At 64.2% G+C, this 24,795-nt stretch carries 23 protein-coding genes; 12 read left to right on the top strand and 11 right to left on the bottom strand.

Features of this window, described 5'->3' with window-relative positions:
- The first annotated feature begins 52 nt into the window (after window positions 1-52).
- A complete protein-coding gene (locus PMI20_RS06795; RefSeq protein WP_007928732.1) occupies window positions 53-1,405 on the top strand; it encodes a 3-oxoacyl-ACP reductase in 1,353 nt (450 codons plus the stop codon).
- Window positions 1,406-1,407: 2 nt separating this feature from the next.
- The gene (locus tag PMI20_RS06790; RefSeq protein WP_007928730.1) at window positions 1,408-2,262 is read left to right on the top strand and encodes a MaoC family dehydratase; all 855 of its coding nucleotides are present in this window, start codon (window positions 1,408-1,410) and stop codon (window positions 2,260-2,262) included.
- Window positions 2,263-2,269: 7 nt separating this feature from the next.
- Here the strand turns inward: PMI20_RS06790 and PMI20_RS06785 are convergent, their stop codons facing one another.
- On the bottom strand, window positions 2,270-2,719 hold the full coding sequence (locus tag PMI20_RS06785) for a DMT family transporter (RefSeq protein ID WP_007928728.1): 450 nt from the start codon (window positions 2,717-2,719) through the stop codon (window positions 2,270-2,272).
- Between the two features lie 374 nt (window positions 2,720-3,093).
- Here PMI20_RS06785 and PMI20_RS06780 point away from each other — a divergent pair, with 374 nt between their 5' ends.
- Together PMI20_RS06780 and PMI20_RS06775 are read left to right on the top strand one after the other, a co-directional pair.
- Window positions 3,094-4,704: a collagen-like triple helix repeat-containing protein gene (locus PMI20_RS06780; RefSeq protein WP_007928719.1), complete on the top strand. Its 1,611-nt coding sequence runs from the start codon at window positions 3,094-3,096 to the stop codon at window positions 4,702-4,704.
- A 198-nt stretch (window positions 4,705-4,902) separates the two neighbouring features.
- Entirely contained in the window at window positions 4,903-6,573 is a 1,671-nt protein-coding gene (locus PMI20_RS06775) for a ShlB/FhaC/HecB family hemolysin secretion/activation protein (RefSeq protein ID WP_007928718.1), read from the top strand.
- A 63-nt stretch (window positions 6,574-6,636) separates the two neighbouring features.
- On the opposite strand, the gene PMI20_RS06770 is transcribed toward PMI20_RS06775, so the two are convergent.
- The 3 genes from PMI20_RS06770 to PMI20_RS06760 form a co-directional block, all read right to left on the bottom strand.
- Entirely contained in the window at window positions 6,637-9,009 is a 2,373-nt protein-coding gene (locus PMI20_RS06770) for an autotransporter family protein (protein ID WP_007928716.1), read from the bottom strand.
- Window positions 9,010-9,200: 191 nt separating this feature from the next.
- Window positions 9,201-9,614: a response regulator gene (locus tag PMI20_RS06765; protein ID WP_007928714.1), complete on the bottom strand. Its 414-nt coding sequence runs from the start codon at window positions 9,612-9,614 to the stop codon at window positions 9,201-9,203.
- Between the two features lie 73 nt (window positions 9,615-9,687).
- Entirely contained in the window at window positions 9,688-9,906 is a 219-nt protein-coding gene (locus PMI20_RS06760; RefSeq protein WP_007928712.1) for a Flp family type IVb pilin, read from the bottom strand.
- Between the two features lie 323 nt (window positions 9,907-10,229).
- Between PMI20_RS06760 and cpaB the strand changes: the two genes are divergently transcribed.
- Genes cpaB through PMI20_RS06730 form a run of 6 tightly spaced genes read left to right on the top strand, consistent with a single transcriptional unit; the run spans window position 10,230 to window position 15,600 of the window.
- Window positions 10,230-11,168 (top strand): Flp pilus assembly protein CpaB, encoded by a 939-nt coding sequence (cpaB, locus tag PMI20_RS06755; RefSeq protein ID WP_007928707.1) that lies wholly within the window; start codon window positions 10,230-10,232, stop codon window positions 11,166-11,168.
- Window positions 11,169-11,188: 20 nt separating this feature from the next.
- On the top strand, window positions 11,189-11,347 hold the full coding sequence (locus tag PMI20_RS06750; RefSeq protein WP_007928705.1) for a hypothetical protein: 159 nt from the start codon (window positions 11,189-11,191) through the stop codon (window positions 11,345-11,347).
- Window positions 11,344-12,534, top strand: a complete 1,191-nt coding sequence (locus tag PMI20_RS06745) for a CpaE/TadZ family protein (RefSeq protein WP_007928703.1) — start codon at window positions 11,344-11,346, stop codon at window positions 12,532-12,534. The genes PMI20_RS06750 and PMI20_RS06745 overlap by 4 nt, the downstream gene beginning before the upstream one ends.
- Window positions 12,531-13,805 (top strand): TadA family conjugal transfer-associated ATPase, encoded by a 1,275-nt coding sequence (locus PMI20_RS06740; protein WP_007928701.1) that lies wholly within the window; start codon window positions 12,531-12,533, stop codon window positions 13,803-13,805. Before PMI20_RS06745 ends, PMI20_RS06740 begins: the two co-directional genes overlap by 4 nt.
- Window positions 13,806-13,823: 18 nt before the next feature.
- The gene (locus tag PMI20_RS06735; protein ID WP_007928699.1) at window positions 13,824-14,708 is read left to right on the top strand and encodes a type II secretion system F family protein; all 885 of its coding nucleotides are present in this window, start codon (window positions 13,824-13,826) and stop codon (window positions 14,706-14,708) included.
- Window position 14,709: 1 nt separating this feature from the next.
- Window positions 14,710-15,600 (top strand): type II secretion system F family protein, encoded by an 891-nt coding sequence (locus PMI20_RS06730; protein WP_007928696.1) that lies wholly within the window; start codon window positions 14,710-14,712, stop codon window positions 15,598-15,600.
- A 69-nt stretch (window positions 15,601-15,669) separates the two neighbouring features.
- Here PMI20_RS06730 and PMI20_RS06725 read toward each other — a convergent pair whose 3' ends face one another.
- Together PMI20_RS06725 and PMI20_RS06720 are read right to left on the bottom strand one after the other, a co-directional pair.
- Window positions 15,670-16,461, bottom strand: a complete 792-nt coding sequence (locus PMI20_RS06725) for a response regulator transcription factor (protein ID WP_037035308.1) — start codon at window positions 16,459-16,461, stop codon at window positions 15,670-15,672.
- Window positions 16,462-16,582: 121 nt separating this feature from the next.
- Window positions 16,583-17,053 (bottom strand): prepilin peptidase, encoded by a 471-nt coding sequence (locus PMI20_RS06720; RefSeq protein WP_007928692.1) that lies wholly within the window; start codon window positions 17,051-17,053, stop codon window positions 16,583-16,585.
- Between the two features lie 75 nt (window positions 17,054-17,128).
- Here PMI20_RS06720 and PMI20_RS06715 point away from each other — a divergent pair, with 75 nt between their 5' ends.
- Both PMI20_RS06715 and PMI20_RS06710 read left to right on the top strand, forming a co-directional pair.
- Entirely contained in the window at window positions 17,129-17,575 is a 447-nt protein-coding gene (locus PMI20_RS06715) for a TadE/TadG family type IV pilus assembly protein (protein ID WP_007928690.1), read from the top strand.
- Window positions 17,572-20,340 (top strand): PAS domain-containing sensor histidine kinase, encoded by a 2,769-nt coding sequence (locus PMI20_RS06710; protein WP_007928688.1) that lies wholly within the window; start codon window positions 17,572-17,574, stop codon window positions 20,338-20,340. Before PMI20_RS06715 ends, PMI20_RS06710 begins: the two co-directional genes overlap by 4 nt.
- On the opposite strand, the gene PMI20_RS06705 is transcribed toward PMI20_RS06710, so the two are convergent.
- The 5 genes from PMI20_RS06705 to PMI20_RS06685 form a co-directional block, all read right to left on the bottom strand.
- A complete protein-coding gene (locus PMI20_RS06705; RefSeq protein WP_007928686.1) occupies window positions 20,325-22,250 on the bottom strand; it encodes a TadG family pilus assembly protein in 1,926 nt (641 codons plus the stop codon). The two genes, PMI20_RS06710 and PMI20_RS06705, sit on opposite strands and share 16 nt — an antisense overlap.
- A gap of 157 nt (window positions 22,251-22,407) precedes the next feature.
- Entirely contained in the window at window positions 22,408-22,965 is a 558-nt protein-coding gene (locus tag PMI20_RS06700; protein ID WP_007928685.1) for a DUF4136 domain-containing protein, read from the bottom strand.
- A 122-nt stretch (window positions 22,966-23,087) separates the two neighbouring features.
- Window positions 23,088-23,699: a DUF4136 domain-containing protein gene (locus PMI20_RS06695; protein ID WP_007928684.1), complete on the bottom strand. Its 612-nt coding sequence runs from the start codon at window positions 23,697-23,699 to the stop codon at window positions 23,088-23,090.
- A gap of 12 nt (window positions 23,700-23,711) precedes the next feature.
- Window positions 23,712-24,461, bottom strand: coding sequence for a methyltransferase (locus tag PMI20_RS06690; RefSeq protein WP_007928683.1), 750 nt, complete (start codon window positions 24,459-24,461; stop codon window positions 23,712-23,714).
- Window positions 24,461-24,763 (bottom strand): MazG-like family protein, encoded by a 303-nt coding sequence (locus PMI20_RS06685; protein ID WP_007928682.1) that lies wholly within the window; start codon window positions 24,761-24,763, stop codon window positions 24,461-24,463. Before PMI20_RS06685 ends, PMI20_RS06690 begins: the two co-directional genes overlap by 1 nt.
- Window positions 24,764-24,795: the final 32 nt, after the last annotated feature.

Raw genomic sequence — 24,795 nt, 5'->3', positions numbered from 1 at the left:
CAAAGGCCCCTCGTGGTCCACACTTTGAACCTCAGTTCCTGGAGCGTGTTCCATGTCAGATCGTTACATCGACTTCGCCAACTCGTCCATCGGCCACCGCCTGGTCGGGGCCCTTGGCCTGCCGTCGCCGGTACGTCTGGAGCGCTGGCAGGCCGGCCGCATGCGCCCGGTCGAGGGGGCGCTGCTGATCGGCGGCGGCCCGCTGACCCAGCAGATCGGCGCCATCGCCCCGCGGCTGACCGAGAGCATCTACAGCTACGGCACCGATCCGACCCTCGCCACCGCCTGGATTCCCGGCCACGGCCCCAAGCTCAAGGCCGTGGTGTTCGACGCCAGCGGCCTCCTGCAGACCGACCAGCTCAAGCAGTTGCGCGAATTTTTCCAGCCGCTGATGAAGAACCTCGAACCCAGCGCGCACCTAGTGATTCTCGGCCGCGCCCCGGAAACCCTCGGCGATCCGTTCGCCGCCAGCGCCCAACGCGCCCTGGAGGGTTTCAGCCGCTCGCTGGCCAAGGAGCTGCGCAGCGGTGCCACCCTGCAATTGCTGTACGTCGGTGAGGGTGCCGAAAGCCAGCTGGAAGGCGCGCTGCGCTTCTTCCTCTCGCCGAAAAGCGCTTACATCTCCGGCCAGGCGATCCGCCTGACCCCCTGCGCCACCCAGGTCCAGGACTGGACCCGGCCCTTGGCCGGCGCACGGGCCCTGGTCACCGGCGCGGCGCGCGGCATCGGCGCCTCGATCGCCGAGACCCTGGCCCGGGATGGCGCCCAGGTGGTGCTGCTGGACGTGCCCGCCGCCAAGACCGACCTCGAAGCCCTGGCCGCGCGCCTGGGCGGCCACGCGATCACCCTGGATATCTGCGCCGAAGACGCCGCGACCCGACTGGTGGAACAGTTGCCGGACGGCATCGACATCGTGGTGCACAACGCCGGCATCACCCGCGACAAGACCCTGGCCAACATGACCCCGGAATTCTGGGACGCGGTGCTGGCGGTCAACCTCAACGCGCCGCAGATGCTGACCAAGGCCCTGCTGGACAGCGGCTGCCTGCACGACAATGGTCGGCTGATCCTGCTGGCGTCCATCAGCGGTATCGCCGGCAATCGCGGGCAGACCAACTATGCGGCGAGCAAGGCCGGGCTGATCGGCCTGGCCCAGTCCTGGGCCCCGCTGTTGCAAGAGCGCGGCATCAGCATCAACGCCGTGGCCCCGGGCTTTATCGAAACCCAGATGACCGCGCACATTCCGTTCGCCCTGCGCGAGGCCGGGCGGCGCATGAGTTCGCTGGGGCAAGGCGGCCTGCCGCAGGACGTCGCCGAAGCCGTGGCCTGGCTCGCCCAGCCGGGCAGTGGCGCGGTCAGCGGGCAAGCGCTGCGAGTCTGTGGGCAAAGCGTATTGGGAGCGTGAACATGAGCCTGCAATGGCATGAGTTGGATACTCCGCCGGACCTGCCCGAGCTGTACTGGAAGGCCGCGATCCGCCGCAAGATCACCGGCACCGAGCTGCCTGAATATGGCCTGCGCCGCCAGGTGAGCGTGCAACCGGCGAAGCTTGCGGCCTATCGCCAGGTCTGCGGCTTTACCGAGAACGGCCTGCTGCCGCCGACCTACCCCCATGTGCTGGCGTTCGCCCTGCAGATGCAATTACTGACCGCCAGGGACTTCCCCTTTCCACTGCTGGGGCTGATCCATCTGGCCAACCGCATTCGCGTGCTACGCCCCATGGGTGGGGTCGGCAACTTGAGCATCGGGGTGCGTGCGGACAACGTGCAGCCCCATGCCAAAGGCGCGGTTTTCGATCTGTTGACCTACGTCGACGACGCCCTGGGACCGCTGTGGGAAGCACAAAGCCGGATGCTCTGTCGGGGTGTGCAACTGCCGGGCGAAGCACCGGCCGAAGAGCCGTCGGCCGAGGCCAGCCTCAGCGAGCTGACGCGCTGGCAAGCCCCCGCCGACATCGGCCGGCGTTACGCCCGGGTGTCCGGCGACTACAACCCGATTCACCTGAGCGCCATCAGCGCCCGAATATTCGGCTTCCCCCAGGCCATCGCCCACGGCCTGTGGAACAAGGCGCGGACTCTGGCTGCGTTGAGCGAGCATTTGCCGGCGGCCCCTATCGAGATTGCCGTGGACTTCCGAAAGCCGGTGCGCCTGCCCAGCGAGGTGTGCCTGCTGGCAAGCGCCGCGGGCTCGAGCGGTGACCTGCGCCTGACCGGCGCGGGCGACCTGGAACATATGAGCGGGCACTGGCAGCCGCTGGCCTGAGCCCGCCTCAACCGCGACGAATCAGGAACACTCCCGCCAGGATCAGCACCAGCCCGGCAATCTTGCCGAGGCTGATGGGTGCCTCGCGAAACCCCGCCCAGCCGAAATGGTCCAGCGCCAGGGCCATGCCCAACTGCCCGGCCAGCACCAGGGCCATGAACAGCATGGCGCCGATCCGTGGCCCGGCGAAGGCCGCGGTGGCAATGAAAAACGCCCCCAGCAGACCGCCGCACCAGTGCCACCAAGTCAGGCTTTTCAAGGCCGTCAGGCCGGGCACTTCGCGCTGGGCCATGGCCAGGACCAGCAAGGCCACGGTGCCGACAAAAAACGAGATCAGCGCCGCCGCCAGCACGCTGGAAACCTGCTTGGCCAATTGGCCGTTGATTCCCGCTTGCAGGGGTAAAAAAGCACCGGCAATCACCGGCAGGCAAAGCAGCCACCAGACAGGGGCAGGCATAAAGTTTCTCCAGAAAAAAAGCCAGGCCGCGGATTATAAGGCAAGTTGACGCCAAATCCGTGGCGGGGTCGACAGGCAATTAATTGTATATATATAACTTTCGTTAAAGCACCCTGATAATTTTCAATTCAAAATCACAACATACTGATTAATAACATCTTTTAAAAAATAAATTCGTTTGCCACACCTTTGGCATTAGTCCCTCCGCAGGAGCAAAAACAGCCGATATATAAGTTGTTAATACCAAGTTGAGAATGGTGAAAAAAAGCACTTGGACCTTTTATAGCGACTACGGACGAAAACATCTCCAGCAACAGAACTGGGGAGTTATCGAAAACAACAAAACGTTGTAACAGGTGCAAGGAATCTCACTCATGAAAACTCAAGTCTGGTTGAAAACAAGCACAGCACTGGCCCTGATCCTGGCCCTCGGCCTGACCGGTTGCAGCAGCGGCGGTGGCGGCCACAAGAGCAGCTCCGGCAGCTCCTCGCCCGACAGCGCGGCAGGTACCGACAGTGGCTCTGGCGGCTCCGGCGATGGTTCGGGCGGTGCCGGCGGCACCGGTGGCGGCACCGCAGGTACAGGCGGTACCGGCGGAATCGATGGCGGCACTGATGGTACAGGCGGAATCGGCGGCGGCACTGCAGGGACGGGAGGTACTGGCGGGACCGGAGGTACTGGTGGCGGGACCGGTGGCGGCACCGATCCGACCAACCCAACGGATCCGACCGACCCGACAACCCCCACCACTACCCCGTTGGTCACCTCGACCCTGGTGTCCGACCTCGGCAGCACCATCAGCGGCGTCGGCGACGGTGTCAGCACCCTCAGCAGCGCGCTGGCTCCGCTTCCGGTAGTCGGCGGGGTACTGCAAAGCGCGGTAAACACCTCCGGTAATGTGGTCGACACCGTAGGCGATGGCCTGACCAATGGCCTCGGCCAACTGGGCAGCGACCCACAGGCCTTGAGCAAGACCACGGCCATAGTCGGCAACGTGGTGTCGGACGTCGGCGATGGCGTCTCGGACATCAGCGGCAAGCTGGCCACCAGCACCAGCAGCATTCCCCTGGTGGGCGGCGTGGTCACCCGGGTGGCACCGGTACTCGACGGCGTCGGCGACAAGGTCAGCATGCTCGGCGACACACTCACCACCGTGACCAGTAGCGGCCCCCTGGGGACCGTGACAGACAAGGTGGGCAACAACCTGCTGGTGCCGGTCGTCACCCTGGCAGAAGGCCTGACCGGCAAGGTGGTCAGCTCCACGGGCCTGAGCGCTCCGGTCGGCGGCCTGATCGACAAGGTGGCAACGACCGTCGACGGCCTGGGCGACAAAGTCACCGCCACGGGCAGTGGCAACACGCTGACCAATACCCTGGGCGGCACCCTGAACAATGTCGCCACCACCATCGGCAACACCAGCAACCTGACGACCGCCCCGAGCACCGGCGGGGGAACCATTGGCGGCGCCGGCCTGCTGGAAACCGTCGGCGGTGCGGTGGTCAACCTGGGTACCGGCTTGAATGCCGGCAACACCAACACCCTGGTCAGCGCCACAGGGGTAAGCACAGCCTCGGTCGGCAACGTCGTAGCCTCGGTGGGCGGAGCCCTGGGCGGCACGGGTGTGGCCAATGTCGGCGCCACTGCGCCACTGGCCGGTGTCGGCGCCACGGTCGGCGCAGCGTTGAACCCGGTCACCACGACCGTCACCGGCCTGACCCAGCAAGTGGGCGCCACGACCGGCACCGGCACCCCCATCGCCGGCCTGCTCACCCAGGTAGGAGGCGCCGTCAGCACGGTAGGCACCACCCTCACCGCCAGCGCCCCCAACCCTGTGGTGAGCACCGTCGGCCAGACCGTGAACACCCTGGGGGCCACGGTCACCTCGGTCGGGACCCTGGTCGACGGTGGCACCACCGGCGGCACCACGGGCAGCCTCGGTGGCGTGCTCGGCGGGCTGACCGGAACCTTGAGCGGCACCCGATAAGCGTTTTGCACCTGGCCGATTCGACGGCCCTACCTACAGCGCCTACGCTTGGTTGGAGACGAGGGATTCGATTGAGTCTCTCGTCTTTTTCTTGCCTGGAGCATGACGGTTGCAGTCCTTGATCAAGGCCAAGACCCTGACAAGCGCCGCCGACTGAAGTACCTCTCGCGTTGCTGCGACTTGACCATGGAGTGTCCTATGCGCGCTTTGGCTCCCTTGCTGTTAGTCTCGCTTTGCTCATACGTCCACGCCGAAAACCTTCCCAGCTTTCTCAATAGCAACGAAACCATCCGCAACCTGCCGGTGCCCAACCTGCCGGCCGACGCCTACCGCCCCACGACCCCGGCGCCCAAACTGGCGCCCCCCACTGAACCCCAGGCCCAGCCCCTGATGATGGGCACCACAGTCAACGTCAGCACCGTGCAGATCGAGGGCGGCACCCTCTATCCGCTGAGCGAGCTGGCAGAGATCTACAAGCCGCTGATCGGCCATGCAAGCACCCTGGGGCAACTGATCGAAGCCACCCGGGAAATCACCCGCCGCTACCAGCAGGACGGCTATCTGTTGTCCTATGCGTTCCTGCCGCAACAGAGCTTCGACCAGGGCACCGTGCGCGTAGTCCTGGTGGAGGGCTACATCAAGGACTACCAGCTGCAGGGCGATATCGGCCCGGTCTCGGCCTACCTCGACAAACTGGTGGCAAAACTCAAGGCCGAACGGCCGCTGACCCGCAAGACCTTCGAGCACTACACCACCCTGATGAGCCGCATTCCCGGGGTCACCCTGCAAGCCCAGGTGCCGCCACCGGGAACCACCGACGGCGCGGCCTACCTGATTGCCCAGGCCAGCCGCAAACCGTTCACCAGCAGCCTCAGCACCACCGACGACAACCGCAATGGCCTGCAAGCCCTGCTGGCGGTCAGCAGCAACTCGCAGACCTCCATGGGCGAGCAGGTAACCCTCAGCGGTCTGTTCCCGCCGGGGGACGATCACGAGCACTACTACCGCCTGGACTACAACCAGTTTCTCAATGACGAAGGCACCCAGCTGAGCCTGTACGGCACGCGCTACCGCGCCGACCCGGGGACCAATGTTCGGCTCGACAACGGCCTCGAACTCAAGCCCCATCGGGAGAACGATCGCTACTCCATAGGCTTGAGCCACCCGGTCATCGCCGCGCCCAACGAGCTGCTGATCCTGGGTTCGCGCCTGTATGCGGTCAACGACAAGACCCGCTATCAAGTGGTGGGTTATCCGCAGAGCGTCGAACTGAAAACCGACATTCGCGCCCTGGCCTTCGAGGGCGACTGGCGCAAGGCCAATGCACGCCAACTAAGGATTCTCAGTGCCGGGGTGTACCAGGGGCTGGACGCCCTGGGCGCGAAGACCAACGACAACCTGTACGACCTGGACTTCTTCCGCGTGCGCCTGTCCGGCGTGCAGAGCGACAAGTTCTTCGACAACTGGCAAGGAGTGCTGTCGGCGGCCCTGTACTGGAGCCGCGACAACCTGCCCGACAGCGAGCGCGCGGTGTTCGGCGGGCAGAACTTCGGCCGTGGCTACCCCGACGACCAGGCGTCCGGCGACAAGGGCTGGGGCGCGGCCTACGAGGTGAACTACAGCTTCAATCGCGAAGACCGCTGGCTGCGAATCCTCCAGCCGTACGTGGTGCTGGATCGCTCGCGGACCTGGTTCAACGAACTGCCGGTCCAGGGCAACGACCTGTCATCGGCCGCCGTCGGCCTGCGCTTTGGCGACGCCAAGTACTACAACATCTCCCTCGAAGCGGCCAAGCCAATGTCCGATGAAGCCCTGGACACCCACAACCGGCGCCCGCGCTACACCCTGAGTTTCAGCTACCAGCTGTAAAAAGCCCCTCAAGCCAAACGAAAACGACCCGCTCCAAGGCGGGTCGTTGTGTTCAGGCGAGCATCAGAAGTCGTAGCGCACCTTGGCGGTGAAGGTGTCAGCAGAGAAGTCGGTCTTGGTCAGATAGTTGTACGAACCGCCCAGACTCCAGGCACCGACGCGATAGGTCGTGCCCAGGCTCGTTTCATAACTGTCGCGTACCGGCGATGCGCCGCTGGTGGTGAATGGCGTGCCCCCCAGGACAAAGGTCGAGGTGGTGTTGGCCTTGTCAGCGATGAAGTCGTGCCAGGCCATGACCCTGGCTTCCGGCTCCAGGCTGCCCCGGCCCAGATCGAACGCGGCGGCCAGGCGCGCGCCAATGCCCAGCTCGCCCACTTCATAACGCTGGCTGGCGACATTCAAGGCCGCCGAGCTGCCTTTTTCGCGGTACGAATCGATCATCACGTTGGCGTAACGGGCACCGACCTGCGGTTCGAGCAGCAGGTGCCGGTCAAGGCGCAGGCTGTAGCCGGCCAGGGCATTGACGCCGAAGATTTCACTGTCGTAATCGCCTTTGGCGCGGGTGCCGGCGACGTAGCGTTTGGACTCGTTGTCGTTCCAGCCGTACATCAACGAAGCGTCGACGAAGAAGTTGTCGTGGGTCCAGTCGCCATACAGGGTCAGGGCATGGCCGGTGACATCGGTCTTGTTGCCAGAGGAAGACTTCACGTCGCTGTCCAGGTAGCTGTAGGCCAGGCCCAGTGTGGTATCGGCGTTGAGCTGGCCGTCGGCACCCACGGCAATCCCGTGGCTGTTGGCGTCATAACCCTCGACACCCTTGCGGCTGTCCTGGTCGGCGTCACTGGACAGCGCCTGGAGCCACACGCCCTTCTCGGCCAACACGTCGCCCGAAGACAAACCATTGCGAGCGCTGCTGGAGCGGTTGGTGATCACGTTGCTGACCAGATTCTGGCCGCTGGTGGCGGCATGAATCACCCCACGGCTGACGTCCGGGCCCAGGGTCTCGGAGAGCCTGGCCAGCTCGGCATCCGAGGAGGCGCTGGCAAAGGCGCGAAACACCGGATCGTTTTCATCGAGCCGTGTCATCAGGCTGTTCGACAACGGCTTGATGGCGTTCGCGGCGTTTTGCGAGCCGTCCGCCTGGATGATGTTCTCCTCGACCACCGCAGGGTTCTTGGTGGTGACCAGCGCCTTCAGGTCATTGCCTTCGATGCCGAAGCTTTTGACTTCCAGTAACGCGGACGACGACACCACATTGGCGTTCTGCGGCTCTTCCCAAGTGCCGGTGTTGATCAGGGTGTAGCGTGTGCCATCGGCTCCGGTGCGAAAATTGCTGGAGCGCGCCGCCAGTTCAATGCGGCTGCCTTCGCCGAAATAAGTAGAGCCCGTGACCTTCAGGATCGGCGTCGTCGGGTTGGTATCGTTGTCCAGCAACAAGCGCAAGATGGCGGTCGAAGAGTCCAGGTCGAGCCCACCATCGATGGTGGTTTGCGGACGTAACAGGGTCAGGCGAGCGTCATCGATATCCACATACAAGGCCCGAATGGTCGAGCCATCGAAGCTCACCTCACCACCAGCCAGCACACCGAAAAGCCCGAGCAGATCGCCTTTGACCTGCCCCCCGTCCCAGTAGAAAAAAGTACGCTGGTGATCGTCCTGAATCGCTGCGGTACCGCCCTCGATAAGACCAGCGGTCTGGACGATGGAAAAAGAAGACGGGTTATTGGCCAGGCTGATTATATGGATGCCAATGCCATCAGCCGAAATCGTGCCACTGTTGTTGATATGGCTGCGGGCAAATCCAGAGAGGACAGCGTTTTCAATTTCGATGCCCTTGGCGTTCTGCCCACGGGCGCTGATCGTCCCACTGTTGTCGATATTGGACAGCCTGGAAAGTACCAGCAGGCCATGGGCGTCATCCCCCCTGACCGCAATCGTCCCCTTGTTGAGCACCTGGCCAGTGATATTCGACTGATAGAGATCCAGGCCCGCGGCCCCCGTGGCCGACACGGAAATATCGCCTTCGTTGATCAGGTTGCCACCGATGCGGCTGCCGGAATGCAGGATACCGCTCGGCAAGGCAGACGCATCAAGGCCGTCGATCCGGACCGAACCGCGGTTGATGAAGTCGCCGGTAAAGGTCGAAGCGGTCGACGCCTGAGAAGCGAAGAACAACCCGGCCTGGGTCGAGCCGCTGCTGAAATTGACCGCCCCGTCATTGATAAAACCGCCCTGGACCGTCAACCCCCTGAAATCGGCGCCAGTGTTCTGCGACGTCCCGCTCAACCGCACATTGTCGAAGGTCTGCAGCGTGCTGTTCAAGGCACCGCCACCGAGGTCGTAGTTCAGGTCCGCCGCCATCGACGATGGCGCATGGGGCACGGCGGCGGCCACAGACAGCGCCAGCAGCGAGCGGCGCAGGAATGAAGTATTCAATGGGGATATCCCTTCCAGAAACGCGGACGACAGGTTTCAGCAGGCGCGCCGGTGTCTTTCAGGCATCCCTACCGGCTTGTCGGCAAACGCCCGGACAAGCGGCGGCAAATGTACAGGAGCCATCATTATGACACCATCGAAAAATCACACCGACGGCGACGAAAACCGGGCATCGGGAGGAGCGCGAAGGTTCAGGGATTGACCAGATGGATACGTGGCAGCGGGAACAGGGTGTTCAGGGTTTCCAGCAGGCGCACGTGATAGATGGGTTTGCGGAACAGGTCCAGCACTTGCAGGCGCAGCAGGTCGCTGACGTCATCCATGTCGGCATGCCCCGAGGTGACGATCACCGGCAGGTGCTGGCGGGAGGTGTGATCGCGCAGGCGCCTGATCAGCGACAGGCCACTCTCCTCCGGCATGCGCAGGTCGGTGATGACCAGCGCGATGTCCGGGTGTTGAGTGAGATGGGCCAGGGCGAGCTTGACCGAGGTCGCGGTGAAGCAGCAGAAGCCTTCACCTTCGAGCAATTCGGCGAGCTCGAGCAGAGCGTCCTCTTCATCGTCCACGAGAAGAAGCTGCTGGCGTGGAAACGAAGAGGAGCTCATGGGCAATACCTGAAAGTGACTGCGTACTGAGGGTATCGACGCCTCGTAAAGCCTTGAGGGCCCGTATTACAACTTATTCAGCCGGAGGTTCGCCTTCTAACGCCAATTTCAGAGTCTCGAAGGTGCCAGTGATAGCGAGCGAAATATCAGGTACAAATGCCGCGATGGCCACGGCCACCATACCGGCGATAAGCGCGTACTCGATCCCTGACGCGCCCTCGTTATTCTTGAGGAAACGCAGGAGCCGGGAGGCCAGAAGGGTGATCCATTGGGTAGCGAGAATGAAGAACATCTAGTTTCTCCTCAATGCATCGGGTGTTGCAGCGTTGCAACATGATTCCCCTGTGCCACCACAGCATTGTCAACAAACTTCCAGCCAACAACTGTAAGAACGAATTAATCATTAAGTATTAGCTCGTCTCTTTGACGTCAAAAAAAAACGCGACATCGGACAGGGCACGGATGAGCCAAGTTATTTTCTCGACAGTAATGGCGTTTTGTTGCAGCTGTTCTACCTTCAAATAGCGAAATAGTTGCTTGTTCATAGCTGCCTGATTGCGAAATTGACTCATTGGATGTGCGAGTCGGTAATGCAGCGGGAAAGGGAGAGCCGTCATGAACAGTCGTATCACTATGGGGTTGGCTGGGGTGTTTCTGGTGGGGGCTCTCATTGCCGGTTACTGGGGCCTGGCATTGAGTCGCCGGCCCGCAGCGCAACCTGTAGCGCAGCCTTCCCCCGACGCCGTGCAAACCGTCACTGCTTCCGCCGAAGATGCGACTCGCCAGCCCGTCGCGGTGCTGGTACGCGACATACCTCCGTTCGTTCCCATCAAGGCCGGCGATGTCACGCTGGAGCGGCTGCGCACCGCGCCCGCCGGCAGCCTCAAAAGCCTCGATCAAGTCATCGGACGCACGCCATGGCGGGCGTTGCCGGCGGGGACCTGGCTGAGCGAGGAAAGCTTCGAAGCCGGGGGCAGCGTGGCCCGCATGATCCGTGCCGACGAGCGCGCCCTGGCCGTCGCGGTAGACGAAGTCATCGGCGCCAGCGGGCAACTGAGCCCTGGCGACTACGTCGATGTGCTGCTGTTCCTGCGCCAGGACAGCAACAACCTGCTGCCCTCGGCCCAGGTCGTGGTGCCGGCCCTGCGGGTGCTGGGCATTGGCGAGCAACTGGGCCTGACCAACGATGGCAAGCCGGGCTCGCCGCCCGCCAGTGCCGAGGAAAAACTCAAACAGGATCAGCGTCGCCTGAACGCGCGCAGCGTGTTGCTGGCTGTCCCGGAACCCTTGCTGAGCCGCTTGATGCTCGCGGCTCAAGCCGGCGTTCTGCGCCTGGCGGTACGCAGCGCCGACGAGAAGCGCCTGGCACATTACTGGGCCGGCGAAAAAAGCGCGTCGAAGCATCTGCAAAACGCCGACAGATCCTTGATCCAGTTCAACCAGTTGGCCCTGTCCACACCCTCCCCCTCCACCGTCAGAACGTTCGACGCCACATCGCGTCGCGCCCAGATAGAAGTCATACGCGGCATCGAAGCGAGCCAACAAACACCCTGATCATGCAAGGACACCTCTTCATGTCCAATGATTCCCAGCCCCTGTTCAAAGGCCTGATCCGACCCCTGATGTCGAGCGGTGTACCTGCCGGGGGCGACGCCCCGCTGCGTACGCACGACCCGAACGGGTACTCCCTGGAAAACCGCAACTTCAATCAACGCAGTGGGCTATCGCAATGAGTCAGAACCTGAGCCAGACCTTCCTCGCGATCACCCGCAACGGCACCGACCTGGAATGGCTGCAAGGCGCCCTGGCGCCACTCGGGCAGGTGGTCAGCGCTGGCAGCGGCAGCCTCGACGAATTGCTGGCGCTGGTGGATGTGACATTCGCCAGCCTGGTCTTCGTCGGTCTCGATCGCGAGCATGTGGTCACCCAGTCGGCGTTGATCGAGGGCGCGCTGGAGGCCAAGCCGATGCTGGCCATCGTCGCCCTGGGCGACGGCATGGACAACCAACTGGTACTCAACGCCATGCGCGCCGGGGCCCGCGACTTCGTGGCCTACGGCTCGCGCTCCAGCGAAGTGGCCGGCCTGGTACGGCGCCTGAGCAAACGCCTGCCCCAGGTCACGCCGAGCACCCAGCTCGGCGGCCTGACCGTGCTCTACGGCACCCAGAGCGATGCCGATGGCGCCCTGCTCGCCAGCCATCTGGCGCTGGTGGTGCAGAAGAGCGGCCAGCAGACGCTGTTGCTCGACCTCGGCCTGCCGCGCGGCGACAGCCTGGCGCTGCTGGGGCTGGAAAGCTCGTTCCACTTCGGCGATGCCTTGCGCCATCTGCGGCGCCTGGATGCGACCCTGATCGACAGTGCCTTCACCAGCACTGAAGCCGGGCTGCGGATCCTGGCCTATGCCGGCCATGACGAGCCGCTGGAGCGCACCAGCGCCGCCGAGTTGTACATGCTGCTCAGCGCCCTGCGCCAGCACTTCCAGCACATCGTGGTGAACCTCACCGGACAACCGGACAGCGAAGCCCTGCGCACCTTCGTCGGCCATTGCGACAAGTTGCTCTGGTACACCGACCAGAGCGTGCTCGACTGCCGCCGCAACCTAGCGGTGCTCAACCTCTGGCGCGAAAAAGGCATGAAGCTGGAACACGCCCGCCTGCTGGTCGACCGCTACCTGCGCGGGGTCGCTCCGGATGCGGAAACCCTGGGCAAGACCTTTGCCCTGGAAGTGATCGCGGTCCTGGCCTATAGCCCCGAGGTACGCCTCAACGCGAAAAACCAGGGCGTCACGCTGTTCGAACTGGCCCCCCGCGAAGGCCTGACCCAAGCCCTGAAGGTCCTCGGCGAGCGCCTGGCCAGACGCTCCCAAGGGCTGCCCACGGTGAAGCCCGGCTGGTTCGAGCGCCTCAGGGGAAGTCGATGAGCAGAGAAAAACTTTTCGGCGCCCAGCCCCACAGCCCGGTCGGCAACACCGATCACGAGGGTTTGAAACTGGTGCTGCATCGCTACGTCATCGACGCCATCGAAGAGTCGGGGAAAAACCTGTTGGAAGGTTCGCGCCAGGCTCTGGCGCACTTCATTACCGACAAGGTGGCCGAATACATCTCGCGCCTGCACCTGGCGATCTCCCGCTATGAAATGGAGCGCCTGGCCGAAGAACTGGTGGACGAGCTCACCGGTTTCGGCCCACTGGAAGTCTTGCTGCGCGATCCGGCGGTGACCGAGATCCTGGTCAACGGCCCGCACCGGGTGTTCGTCGAGCGCAATGGCGTGCTGCACCAGAGCGACCTGCGTTTCATCGACGCGCACCATGTGGAGCGGGTCATGCAACGCATCCTCGCGCCCCTGGGCCGACGCCTCGACGAGTCTTCGCCCATGGTCGATGCACGGATGCCCGACGGCAGCCGGGTCAACGCGATCATCCCGCCGATCGCCCTCGATGGCCCTTGCCTGTCGATCCGCAAGTTCCGCAAGGACATGCTCAAGAGCAGCGACCTGATGGCCATGCAGACCATCGACCAGGCAATCTTCGAATTCGTCCAGGAGGCCGTGGGCAAGCGTTGCAACATCCTGATCAGCGGCGGCACCGGCACCGGCAAGACCACCCTGCTGAATATCCTCAGCCAGTTGATCAACCCTCACGAACGGCTGGTGACCATCGAGGACGTGGCCGAACTGCAACTGGGCCATCCCCATGTGGTGCGCCTGGAAACCCGTCCGCCGAACGCCGAAGGCCATGGCGAGGTCAAGGCCAGCGACCTGATCCGCAACGCCCTGCGCATGCGCCCGGACCGGATCATCCTCGGCGAGATCCGTGGCGTCGAAGTGCTCGATGTGCTGACGGCGATGAACACCGGCCACGACGGTTCCATGAGCACCGTGCACGCCAACAATGCCCAGGATGCCCTGCTGCGCCTGGAAACCCTGGTGGGCCTGACCGGGCGCCAGGTGGCCGAACGCACCCTGCGGCAGATGATCTGCGCGGCCCTGGACGTGGTGATTCAACTGACGCGTCTGCCCGATGGCCGGCGCTGCGTCAGCGAAGTGGTGGAAGTGGTCGGCGTACGCGAAAACACCTACGTCACCAACACCCTGTTCCGTCTGAACCGACGTAGCGGTTTCGGCTTTCTGCGCGAAGCGGCCAACCCCGCTGGCGACAAGCTGCGACGCGACGCCGACCTGCCCGTCAACTGAGCCAGGGAGCGCCACCGCATGTTAGGTCCCGTGCTGCTTGCCCTCCTGTGCCTGACCCTGCTGGGGCTGTCGGGCTGGATGTTCTACAGCGGTCTGCGCCAGGCCCGCACCGCCCGGGTGCTCGACCGCCTGGCCCAGGGGCAACCGCAACCAAGCGAGGAAAAGACCTCGTGGAACCGGCTCGAAAGGGCCTTTCTGCGCGCGGGCCTCGGTCGTCCCACCGAACGCCTGGGGCTATGGCTGGTGGTCTGGGCCCTGGGCTGCATGCTCGGGTATGGGCTGGGCAAGTGGCCGGGGCTGCTCGCCCTGCTCGTCGCACCGCCTGTGCTGCTGCGCCTGTATATCAGCTGGCTGTACCGGCGGCGCCTCAAGCGCATGATCGAACAGCTGCCGCCATTGCTCGACCATGCCGTGCGCAGCCTCAAGTCGGGACGCACCCTGGCCGACGCGGTGCTGGGCGGCATCGAGGCCGCCGACAATCCGTTGCAGCACGCCATGGGCCGGGTCCAGCGCAATGTGCAGCTGGGGGTCAACCTGCCGGATGCGGTGGCGGACTTCGCCGAACTGTACGAGCGCGATGAACTGCGCCTGTTCGCCCTGGGGCTCAAGGTCAACCACCGCTATGGCGGCAATGCCAGCGAGCTGCTGGAAAACCTGATCAAGCTGATCCGCGAACGCGACCAGGCCGCCCGGCAACTGCGCGCGATGACCGGCGAAACCCGTATCACGGCGATGGTCCTCGCGGCCCTGCCGGTGTCATTGGCCGGCTATTTCCTGATAGCCAACCCGACCTACCTGATGAGCATGTGGAACCAGAGCGGCGGCCGGATGATGCTGCTGGCCGCCTTCGGTTTGCAGGTCATCGGCTGCGCGCTGCTGTGGCGCATGCTGCGGAGTGTTTGACATGACGGCCTTGCTGATCAGTGCACTGTTGTTTCTCGCGGCCATGCTGCTGGTGCTGGGCAGCTTGCTGGAACAGCGTCGGCGAACGCGCCAGGTGACCGAGCGCCTGCAGGGGCACCTGGCGCGCGACAACACTCTCGGCAACTGGCTGCACGTGCTGGGCGACAGCAAGGTTGGCCAGCACGCGGTCAGGCTCGACAATGAAACCCAGTTGCTGCTCAACCGCCTGGGCTGGCGCAGCGCGCGGCAACGCTCGCTGTTCGCCGCCTGCCAGATCGGCGCACCGATTCTCGCCCTGGGCCTGACCCTGGTGATCCAGGCAGTGTTTTTCCCGGCGGCGAAAAACCACTGGGTCGCCCCGCTGTTCGCCCTGAGCCTCGGTTACCTGTTGCCCAAGCGTCTGTTGGCCATGGCCGCCAGCAGGCGGCAGAAACAACTGGCGGTCGATATCTCCACCTTCATTCCCCTGGTGCGCATCCTGTTCGAGTCAGGCATGGCGGTGGAACAGGCCCTGCGGGTGTTGAGCAAGGACGCGCAGAAACTGCTGCCGGCCCTGACCCAGGAATTGCGCATGGTGCTGGCCCGGGTGGATTCCGGCCTGGAACTGGGGGACGAACTGAACAAGTCCGCGCGGCTGCTGGCCGTCGATGAGTTCACCGACACCTGCGTGATCCTGCAACAGCTGATTTACCAGGGCGGTGGGGCGATGAAGTCGTTGCAGTCGCTCAAGCTGCTGCTCGATGAGCGGCGCCTGACGCGCCTGCAGGAATACATCTCGAAGATGTCGGCGAAAATGTCCGTCGTGATGATGCTGTTTCTCTTTCCGGCGTTACTGATCGTCCTGGCCGGCCCTGGCGTCAGCGCCATTGCCCGGGCTTTCGCCCACCAATAGAAGGATGCAGCGGCCTGCATGCGCAGCACACCCTCGCGACCGTCGGGGGGTGCTGCACATGGGGAGTAATCAGTGGGCGGTCACGCGCTGGCGCAACCCCGAGTTGCTCGGTGCCAGCGCCAATGCCAGCTGGGTGCGGTTGTGCATATGGGTCAGGCGCAGCACCTGGGACACGTAGAGCTTCACGGTGTTTTCCGTGATCCCCAGTTCACAGGCGATCTGGTAGTTGGTCTGCCCCTTGCCTACCAGGCGGGCCACATCCAGTTGCCGGGGCGACAGCTGATTGAAGATCGCCGGGATTTCGATCTGCTCCGCCTCGCCGCCGCCTTGGTCCGACACCTGCGTCGTCGGTGGCGCGAGTGGCGCGCGACGTACTTTGTCCAGATCCTGGTAAAGATCGTCAATGGATTCGGAAAGGAACTGCAGCTTCTGGTTCAGGTGCCCCAGCTGCAGGTTTTTCTGCCGCTCCTGCAACGCTTCCTCCTGGCGTTGCAGACCGGCCAGCAGCTCATCGAGGTCGATCGGTTTCTGGTAGTAATCGGCGATGCCGGCGCGCAAGGCCTTGATCACATCCTGCTTGTCGGCCTGGCCGGTGAGCATGATGGCCTCGAAGACCCGATGCTTGCCGGCGATACGCTGCAGCTCCTGCACCAACTGGATGCCATCGAGATCGGGCATGTGCAGGTCGCACAGTACCAGGCCGATTTCGGCATCTTCATTGAACTGCTGGATCGCCTGGCGGCTGGACTCACAAGGGACGCAGCGATAACCGCTGCCTTCAAGAAACTCGCAAAGCTCTTCGACTATCAACGGCTGGTCGTCGACCACGAGTACTTTGATGCGGGATATAAGCTTGTTCACGCGCAACTCCATGCCTGGCAAGCCCAAGACGAATGTTCCTGCCCTGCCGCGTCTACTTCGGGCAGGTACAGAATAAACGTAGACTACTTTCCGACTATGTACATAGAGATAGGCGGCACGACTAGTGGGCCCACAGCAGGGTCAGGGCCATGCCGACCAGGACGAAAGGGGCAAAGGCGTACTTTTGCCCCTGCCGCGGATCGAGGTATCGCAAGGACCTTGCCAGCGGTTGGTCGGCCGCGGGCAACAGCCTGGGCGCGAGCAACCACCATAGGCCGCTGGCCAACGCGGCACCGATGAAGGTACCCAGCAGGTGCAGGGGGTCGGATGCCAGCCCCAGTGCCGCCAGGAGCTTCACGTCGCCGCCGCCCATCCGGCCCAGCACATAGCCCGGCACGGTCAGCAGCAACGCCAGCAACAGCGCCTTGCCCCCCTGCACCGCGTCGGCGCCCAGCCAGGTGTTGCCGGCCCACAGCAAGTACCCCAGCGCCAGCAGCGCGCCCCCCAGGGTCAAGCCGTTGGCGAGATGACGCTGGCGGATATCCTGCACCGCGCACAGCCCCAGCCAAGCCAATAGAATCCAATGCTGCATCGGTTAAAAAACATCCCTTCTGGCTGAATGATTCTATGCTGACATGACCTACTAGCAGTCAGGGTAGACGCCGCCGTGAAAGTCGACCTGCCAGAAAAACAAAAAGGTGCCGTGGCCATCGAGTTCGCCATGGTCTTCATCATTTTTTTCGCCGTGTTTTATGCCCTGGTCAGCTACAGCGTGCCGCTTCTGATGGTGCAGTCCTTCAATAAGGCCACTGCCGAAGCGGTGCGGCGCAGCGTCGCCCTGGACCCCGCCACGCCCGGCTATGACGCCGCCCTGATAGCACGCGCGAAGAACACCTTGCGCGAGCAACTGACCTGGATTCCACAGGCCTTCAACTTCAATGCCAACAACGCCAGCGATGCCACCGTGACTTATGCGGGTGGCCTGCTCACGGTCCGTGTCCACTACTCCACCGACAAGCTCAGACAGGTCATCCCCTTCCTGGTGCTGCCGGGCCTGGGCAGCGTGCCCGCACTGCCCGCGAACCTCAGCGCCCAGTCGAGTCTGCAATTTTGAGCTCGGGCGACAAACTCCTCGGGCGCTTTCTCGGCCGGACGACGCCCCAGGCGCTTCCTCTCGCGCCGCCCCTGGCCACGCCCGGGGTCGGCCTGCTGGTGCACCTGGACCACAACGCCCAGGTGCTGCAAATGACCGGCCCGCTGCGCCACGCCCTGGCCCAGCCGCCGGCCGCCGAAGGGCCGGCGCCGCTGCTGGGCTACCTGCTGGCGCACAGCGCGCTGAGTGTCGAAGGCAGCCCTGGCGACTGGCAAGGACAGGTGCTCGACCTGGACTTCCATGGCGCCGGCGGGCAAACCCTGCACCTGCGCGGCTGGGTGCAACCGTCCACCCAAGGCTGGCTCCTGCACCTGCTGGACATCGGCGACCTGTTGCTGGAACGCCAGCAGGCGCAGCAACGCCAGGACTGCCAGCAGTTCGCCGCACAGATCAGCGAACAGCTGCGCCTGTGCAGCCTCTTTCGCCTGCCCGAGGTGCTGCATGAGCAACTCCATGCCCTGGCCCAGCACTGGCATATCCCCTGCCTCGCCCTGGCGCTGCTCGACGACCTGGAACAGGGCTGGTACATCCATGGCCTGTATCAGGCCGCCGATGCACCGCAGCTGTGGCACAAGGGCCAGGTCCTGGGCACCGGGCTGGACAGCCTGAACGGCAATGCCCCGCAGTCGCTGATCTTCACTCAAGGCCTTGGCGAGCATCCGCGCCTGCAACGTGCGTTCGGCAGCAGCGAGGGCTTTGTCGTGCCCTTTCGCGACGATCACGGTGTCGCGGCCTGGCTGCTCTGCGGCTTCTACCCGGTACGCCAGCAGGCACCGCAGTTGAGCGAACGGGACTGGCTGCAATTGAGTGCCGCCCTGGCCGGGCCCTTGCTCGGACGCCTACGCGAACAACAGCACCATCACCAGTTGGAGCGCCTGGAGGCCTTGCAAGGTTTGCTCGGCACCGGTTGGTGGGAGTTGTTCGCGCAGGACAACGAGATCCAGCTGGCACCGCAGCTGGCCCTCAACCTGCTGCTGGAACCCCAGACCCGGCGCTTGTCGCTGCAGGCCTGGCTGGCCCTGATCCACCCCGCCGATCGCCAGGAACTGAGCAGCCGCCTGCAAGAGTTGCGACAGGGCAAACCGCTGTTGCTCTGCGTACGGTTGCAGCGGGCCGACCCGCAGTTGCCGGCCATCTGGTACCGCCTGCAGGGGCAAGCCCTGGGCATTGGCCAGAACCAGCGCTTCGTCGGTTTCATGCTGGACATCAGCGACATCAAGAATCAGGAGCAGCAGGCGGCCGCGGCCCACGCCCGGCTGGACAACCTGATCGCCCATTCGCCAGCAGTGATCTATGTCCAGCGCTATGTCGAGGGTGCGCTGCAGCCGACGTTTTTCAGCGACAGCCTGCAGCCGTTGCTCGGCTGGACCCTGAACGACTGCAACGACGGCGCCCTGGCGGAACGGGTGCATGCCGACGACCGCGACCGCTACTTCGAGCGCAACCGGCAACTGCTGCGCGAAGGCGCGGTGCGCAGCCGCTACCGCCTGCTCGACAGCCGTGGCGAATACCACTGGGTGCTCGACGAGGCCAGGCTGCTGCGCGACGACCTGGGCATGCCGGTCGAAGCCGTCGGCCTGTGGCTGGACGTCACCGACGCCACCCTGGCCGCCGAGCAGATACGACTCAGCGAGGAGCGTTACCGGATCCTGGTGGAAGACTCCCCGGCGATGATCTGCCGCTACCTGCCCGACCTGACCCTGACCTTCGGCAACCGGCCCCTGGCGACCTACCTGGAATGCCCGCCCGAACAGCTGGCCGGAGCCAACCTCGGCGACTGGCTGTCCGCCGAACAACACGCCGCCTTCGTGCAACGCATCCGCCAGCTGACCCCGGAATTCCCGGTCAGCACCGCGGAAATCAACCTGCAACTGCCGGGGCGCGAACATGCCTGGTGGGTCTGGTCCGACCGCGGGGTGTTCGACGAGCAAGGACGCCTGCGGGAGATCCAGGCCGTCGGCCGCGACAACACCGAAGTCCGGCGCTCCCAGCTGCAACTCATGCAAAGCGCGAAGATGGCCACCCTGGGCGAAATGGCCACCGGGCTGGCCCATGAAATCAACCAGCCGCTGAATGTGATGCGCATGGCCATCGTCAACGTGCTCAAGCGCCTGAACAACGGCGACGTGCAACTCGACTACCTGCAGGACAAGCTCAAGCGCATCGATGCCCAGGTCCAGCGGGCCGGTCGGGTGGTGGACCATATGCGGGTGTTTGGCCGCAGCTCGGAGATCGAGCAACAACCTTTCGATCCGGCCCAGGCGGTGGAAGGCTGCCTGTCGCTGCTGGCCGACGGCATGCGCGGCAAAGGCGTTGAATTGCGTGTCGCGCCAATCGACTTCAACGTGCAGGTGCGGGGCCATGTCGATCAGCTTGAGCAAGTCTTGATCAACCTGCTGGTCAATGCCCGGGATGCGCTGCTCGGCCGGCGCGAGCAGGATCCGGACTTGCGGCCCTGGATTGCCATACGCGCCGAATATGACCCGCAGCGGGTGCGGCTGCTGGTCGAAGACAATGCCGGCGGCATCGACCCGCGCCTGCTGGGGCGCATCTTCGAGCCGTTCTTTACCACCAAGCCGGTCGGCGTGGGCACCGGCCTGGGGCTCTCGGTGAGCTACGGCATAGTCGAGAACATGGGCGGGCGCCTGAGCGTGAGCAATACCGGCGAAGGCGCCTGCTTCTGCATCGACCTGCCGTTGGTACAGAGCGATCAGATCACCAGATAGGCCCGGCCGGTTTGGCCGCAGGTGAGGTTGGCGCCCACCTCGACCTTGCTCAGATCGATGCCCAACACCGCCAGGACATTGTTCAGCAATGGGTCCAGCAACGGGCCGAGCAAGGCGCCGATAGCCGTGGCCAGCAGGCCGACTGCGGTGTTCAACGCCGATAGCAAGGTATTGAGCACCACCCCGAGCAGGCTGCCGATGCTGGGCGGATGCTGAATCAGAGTGATGCCGGTCAGCGACGCGCGCAGGCTGCTGACCACATTGGAGGCGGTCACGCTGTGCCAATCGTCGTCCGCCAGTTCCTGCTTCATTTTCGGCGGATTGACGAAGGTGAAATTCGGCTCGTGGGTGCCGGCAATCGAGGTGTCAATCATCAACTCGCTGCCGCCGCCGGCAAACGAGACGCGCGCGCCACAGGGGCCAAGCAGCCCCTGGCAGGTCCTCGCGCCGATATCCACCAGCGGCAACGGGCTCACGCTGACTTGAGCGGTCGAAGACGCCCAGTTGCTGGCGTCCACTCGACCGACCTTGAGCTTGACCGCGGAGGTGGTGGTGTCGACGGAAAGACTGTTGTCGCTGTCGCTGACGCAGGTATAGCCGGTGACATGACTGTCGCCGGCCGCCACTTCGAGGCTGACATCCAGGTTCGCGCCGTTCGGCAGGATCAGCAGGTCAGTCTTTACACAGGGGCCACCGAGCACACAGCTGAGATTGGCACTGAGCACCGTATTGAGCGTGACCACCACCGGCGACAGCAGGGCATTCACCGCCTGCAGCACGCTGTTGATCAGCGAGAGATCCACCGTCAGCAACGCCCGCACCTGAGCGGTACGTACATAGATGCGATTGGGTCCCAGCGGGTCGACGGCGGCCAGTTCCGGGTTGCCAATGGCGAACTCGGGAGGTGAAACGATCTTGACCCGGGTGGTGACGCCCGCCAGCCCCAACACACTCACCGGCAGCTCGACGGCCGCGGCGCTCTGGCTGCTGGCCAGTTGCAGGAACGCCTCGACCAGGCTCAGCAATTGGACGCTGGCATCCAGCCCGGAGTCCGCGGTGCCGGTCTGCAACTTCAACAGGTCACCCAGTTTCACCGGGGCCGTATTGATGGCTGCAGCCTTGATGCTGCCCAGGGCCGTCAGGACCTCGGCGGTGGCGCCGTTCTTCTGGGCCACGCTGATGCTGGTCTGGAGCAGCTGGGTAATGTCGGTGTCAACGTCGAGCAGTTCGCTGTAGTTTCCGGCGCTCACATTCAGGTCGACGGCCAACTGCTTCAGGTAACCGAGCAGGCTGATGTCGGTATCGACCAGGCTCTGCCAACCGAGCAGGCTGACATTGATCGCGCTACCCGCGAGGCCGCTGAGGGTGCCGTTCAACAGATTGAGGTCGACCAGCGTGCTGCGAATCGTCAATTGCGCCAGCGGTGGCTTGGGTTGAGCCGCTACCGCCGTGGCACTTAACGAGGTCGTGGTGCTGACGGGATTGTCGGAAAACAGATTGGTTACGCCGAGGGCGATGCTGGTGGGCACCGCTTCACTGACCACCACTCGGATGGCGCTGGCCTGGCTGGCGTTGGGGCTGAAGGTGCGCAGGTTGTCGGCACCGGTCTGCAGCAAGCCACAGGTGGCTGTCAGCGGTCTGTCGTCTCCCACCGCAAAGCCGTTGCGCGCCGCGCTTTCTCTTGCAAATACCGCCGCGCTGCCCCCCGCCAGGCAATTGCCACCCCGCGCCACCGCCTCCAGCGCGGCGTTATCGGCCACCCGCTGCAACTCACGCTGATCCAGGTACAGGCGCCCGCTGTCGACCACCACCAGGGTGCACAACACCGCCGTGCTCAGCGCCAGCGCCCCTATCAGACCAATAGCGCCACGCTGCCGAGCCGGTCCGGAAAACTGCGTGCGGGAAAACATGGAGCACTCCTTTGCCGGCGCACCGCCGGGCGCAACCTCCGCTGGGTGAAAGGAGTGTAGTCAAGGCTGGAATACAACGCTGGCGACTTGCCAGCGCTGTGTTTGGGCATGGGGCAAGGGCCCGTGCAGCCCTCGCCCCGTGGTGGAATGCAGCAACTTACCTGGGCGGATAGTTCGCCAGGATCCGGCCGACGGTCTCCCTGATCGCCGTGCTGCGATCGGCGGGGTTCGGCGTGCTGCTGAGTATCTGCTCGTCGCTGCCGCGCCACACCAGCTTGCCGTCCTTGCCATCGAGCAGGTCGATCTGGATGGTGGCGACCTTGTAGGTGATGTTGCGGGTTTCGTTGTACATCGGCGCGCCCCAGTAGCCATTCCACGGGCCACCCCAGCCGCCGCCGTAATTGGTGGTGACCTGTTGCTGGCGGTTCTCGACGATCAGGTAGGTCTGGACGTTGAGATCGGCCTTTTTGCCCGCCGCGGCTGGACGCAGGCCGCGCTGGTCGAGCTGATCGCTGACGGCCTGGCGGATGCGCTGCTCGGTGAGGTCGCTCTTGATCCGCGGATCGTCTGGGCGGTATTGCAGGGCGGGTTCCTTGAAGCTCCAGCTGCGATAGGCCGCGAAGTCGCGGCTGGCGTCGAAGTCATGGTTGACCTGGTTGGCGGCGCAGGCGCTGAGCAGCGCGGCCAGGGCCAGTAAAGCAAGAGGGCGGAACATGATGTTTCTCCAGAAGAGCAAATGCACCTGAAGGGATGTCGCTAGGGTCTGTACGAAAGTCGGCGAGCGAAGGTCAGGCAAGCCTGCTTTAACCCAGCCCAGCGTGCAGCTTCGTACGGAGCCTAACTAGGAGGATACGCCGCCATGGCCTTTTCCACAGCCTCGCGCAGCGCATCGGCGCGCTCGCTCAGGCTGCCCTGGCTCGAGGTTTCCGCGCTGGCGCTCCACACCGGCTGGCCACTGCGACCGTCGAACAGGTTGACCCGTACCACCACGACTTCCACCTCGTAGGTACGCACCACCGGCACTGTGTTGTACATGCCATAACCAGGGCCGTAGCGGTTGTAGCCATAACCGCCGTAACCGTAGCCGTAGTCGTCCTGCACCTGGCGCAAGCGTTTTTCCAGGTGCAGGTCGGCGCTGACCCACAGGTCCGCCGGACGGTTGTCGTGCAGCGGGCGCAGGCCGCGCTGGTCGAGAGCGTTGCTGACCGCCTCGGCGACCTGCGCCGAATCGGCCCAGGCCGAGCCATTGGGCAGGCGCCCGTTGCGCCAGGCCCAACTGCGATAGCGCCCATAGTCGCGCTGGGGCGCGGGGTAGGCGCTGCGGTCGAAGGTCCCGGCCGCCTGTGGCGGCGCCGGCGGCAGTGGATTGGAACTGGCGACATAGGGGTTGGGGCTCTGGCAGGCCGCCAGCCCCAGGCACAGCACAAGCAAACCAGCGTGGCGTTTCATTTCGAGCTCCGCTCAGACCGGACGACAAATCCAGTGCAGGTAACGCCCAAGCCCGGCAAAGCTTGGGTGACGACGATGGGCCAATTCCATTTCCAACAGGTCCAGCAACTCGGCGCGGGCCTGGAATTCCACCGGCATGTAGTCATGGAAAACCCGCACCCCGCTCTGGGTTTCGACCCGCCACAAGCCGTCGAGTTGCGCCGCCAGTTCCCGCGGATCGAGGGGCTGTTGCGGGGTCAGGCTCTGCTTCTCGCCGGCCATGTCGTTCTTGCGCATCTTGCGAAAGTGGCCCTTGAGCAGGTTGCGATAGATCAGTGCATCGCGGTTATAGAACGCCAGCGACAGCCAGCCGTCCTGGGTGGTCAGTTGATGCAGCACCGGCAGGATCGCGTGGGGCTCGGCCAGCCATTCCAGCACCGCATGGCACAGCACCAGGTCATAGGGTTCGGTGAGCTGGCCCAGCAGGTCCTGCCAGGGCGCCTGGATAAAGGTCGCCTGTTGGCCGGCCTCGGCGAAGCGCTGGCGGGCGCCTTCGAGCATCGGTTCGGCCGGTTCGGCCAGGGTCACCTGATGGCCACGCTGGGCCAGCCACAGCGACATATGCCCCAGCCCGGCGCCGATATCCAGCACCCGCAGCGGGCGGTCCGGCAAGGCTTCGGCCAGGTCGGCCTGGAGCACCGCCAGGCGGATCGCGCCCTTGGCGCCGCCGTAGATCTTTTCGGCGAAGCGGGTCGCCAGCTGGTCGAAATGACGGTCGCTCATCAGCCGAACCGCCGTTCGCTGTCGGCCAGCTTGCTGCGCACCACCTGCTCCAGGTCCAGGCCCAGTTCGCTGCACAGCAGCAACAGGTAGAGCACGATGTCACCGACTTCCTGGCCGGCATGGGCCAGCTTGTCGGCCGGCAGTTGCCGCGACTGGTCTTCGCTCAGCCACTGGAAGATTTCCACCAGCTCGGCCATCTCCACACTGGCGGCCATGGCGAGGTTCTTCGGGCTGTGAAATGGCCGCCAGTCATTGCGGTCGCGAATGGCGTGCAGGCGTTGGGTCAGTTCGTCTAGGTTCATCGGGGTCTCCTGAAGGCGTATAGCTTCGGGGG

It is taken from the genome of Pseudomonas sp. GM17 (assembly GCF_000282175.2).
Classification (GTDB): domain Bacteria; phylum Pseudomonadota; class Gammaproteobacteria; order Pseudomonadales; family Pseudomonadaceae; genus Aquipseudomonas; species Aquipseudomonas chlororaphis.
The sequence above is the reverse complement of the archived record's forward strand: the minus strand, read 5'-3'. Positions and strand labels throughout refer to the sequence as shown.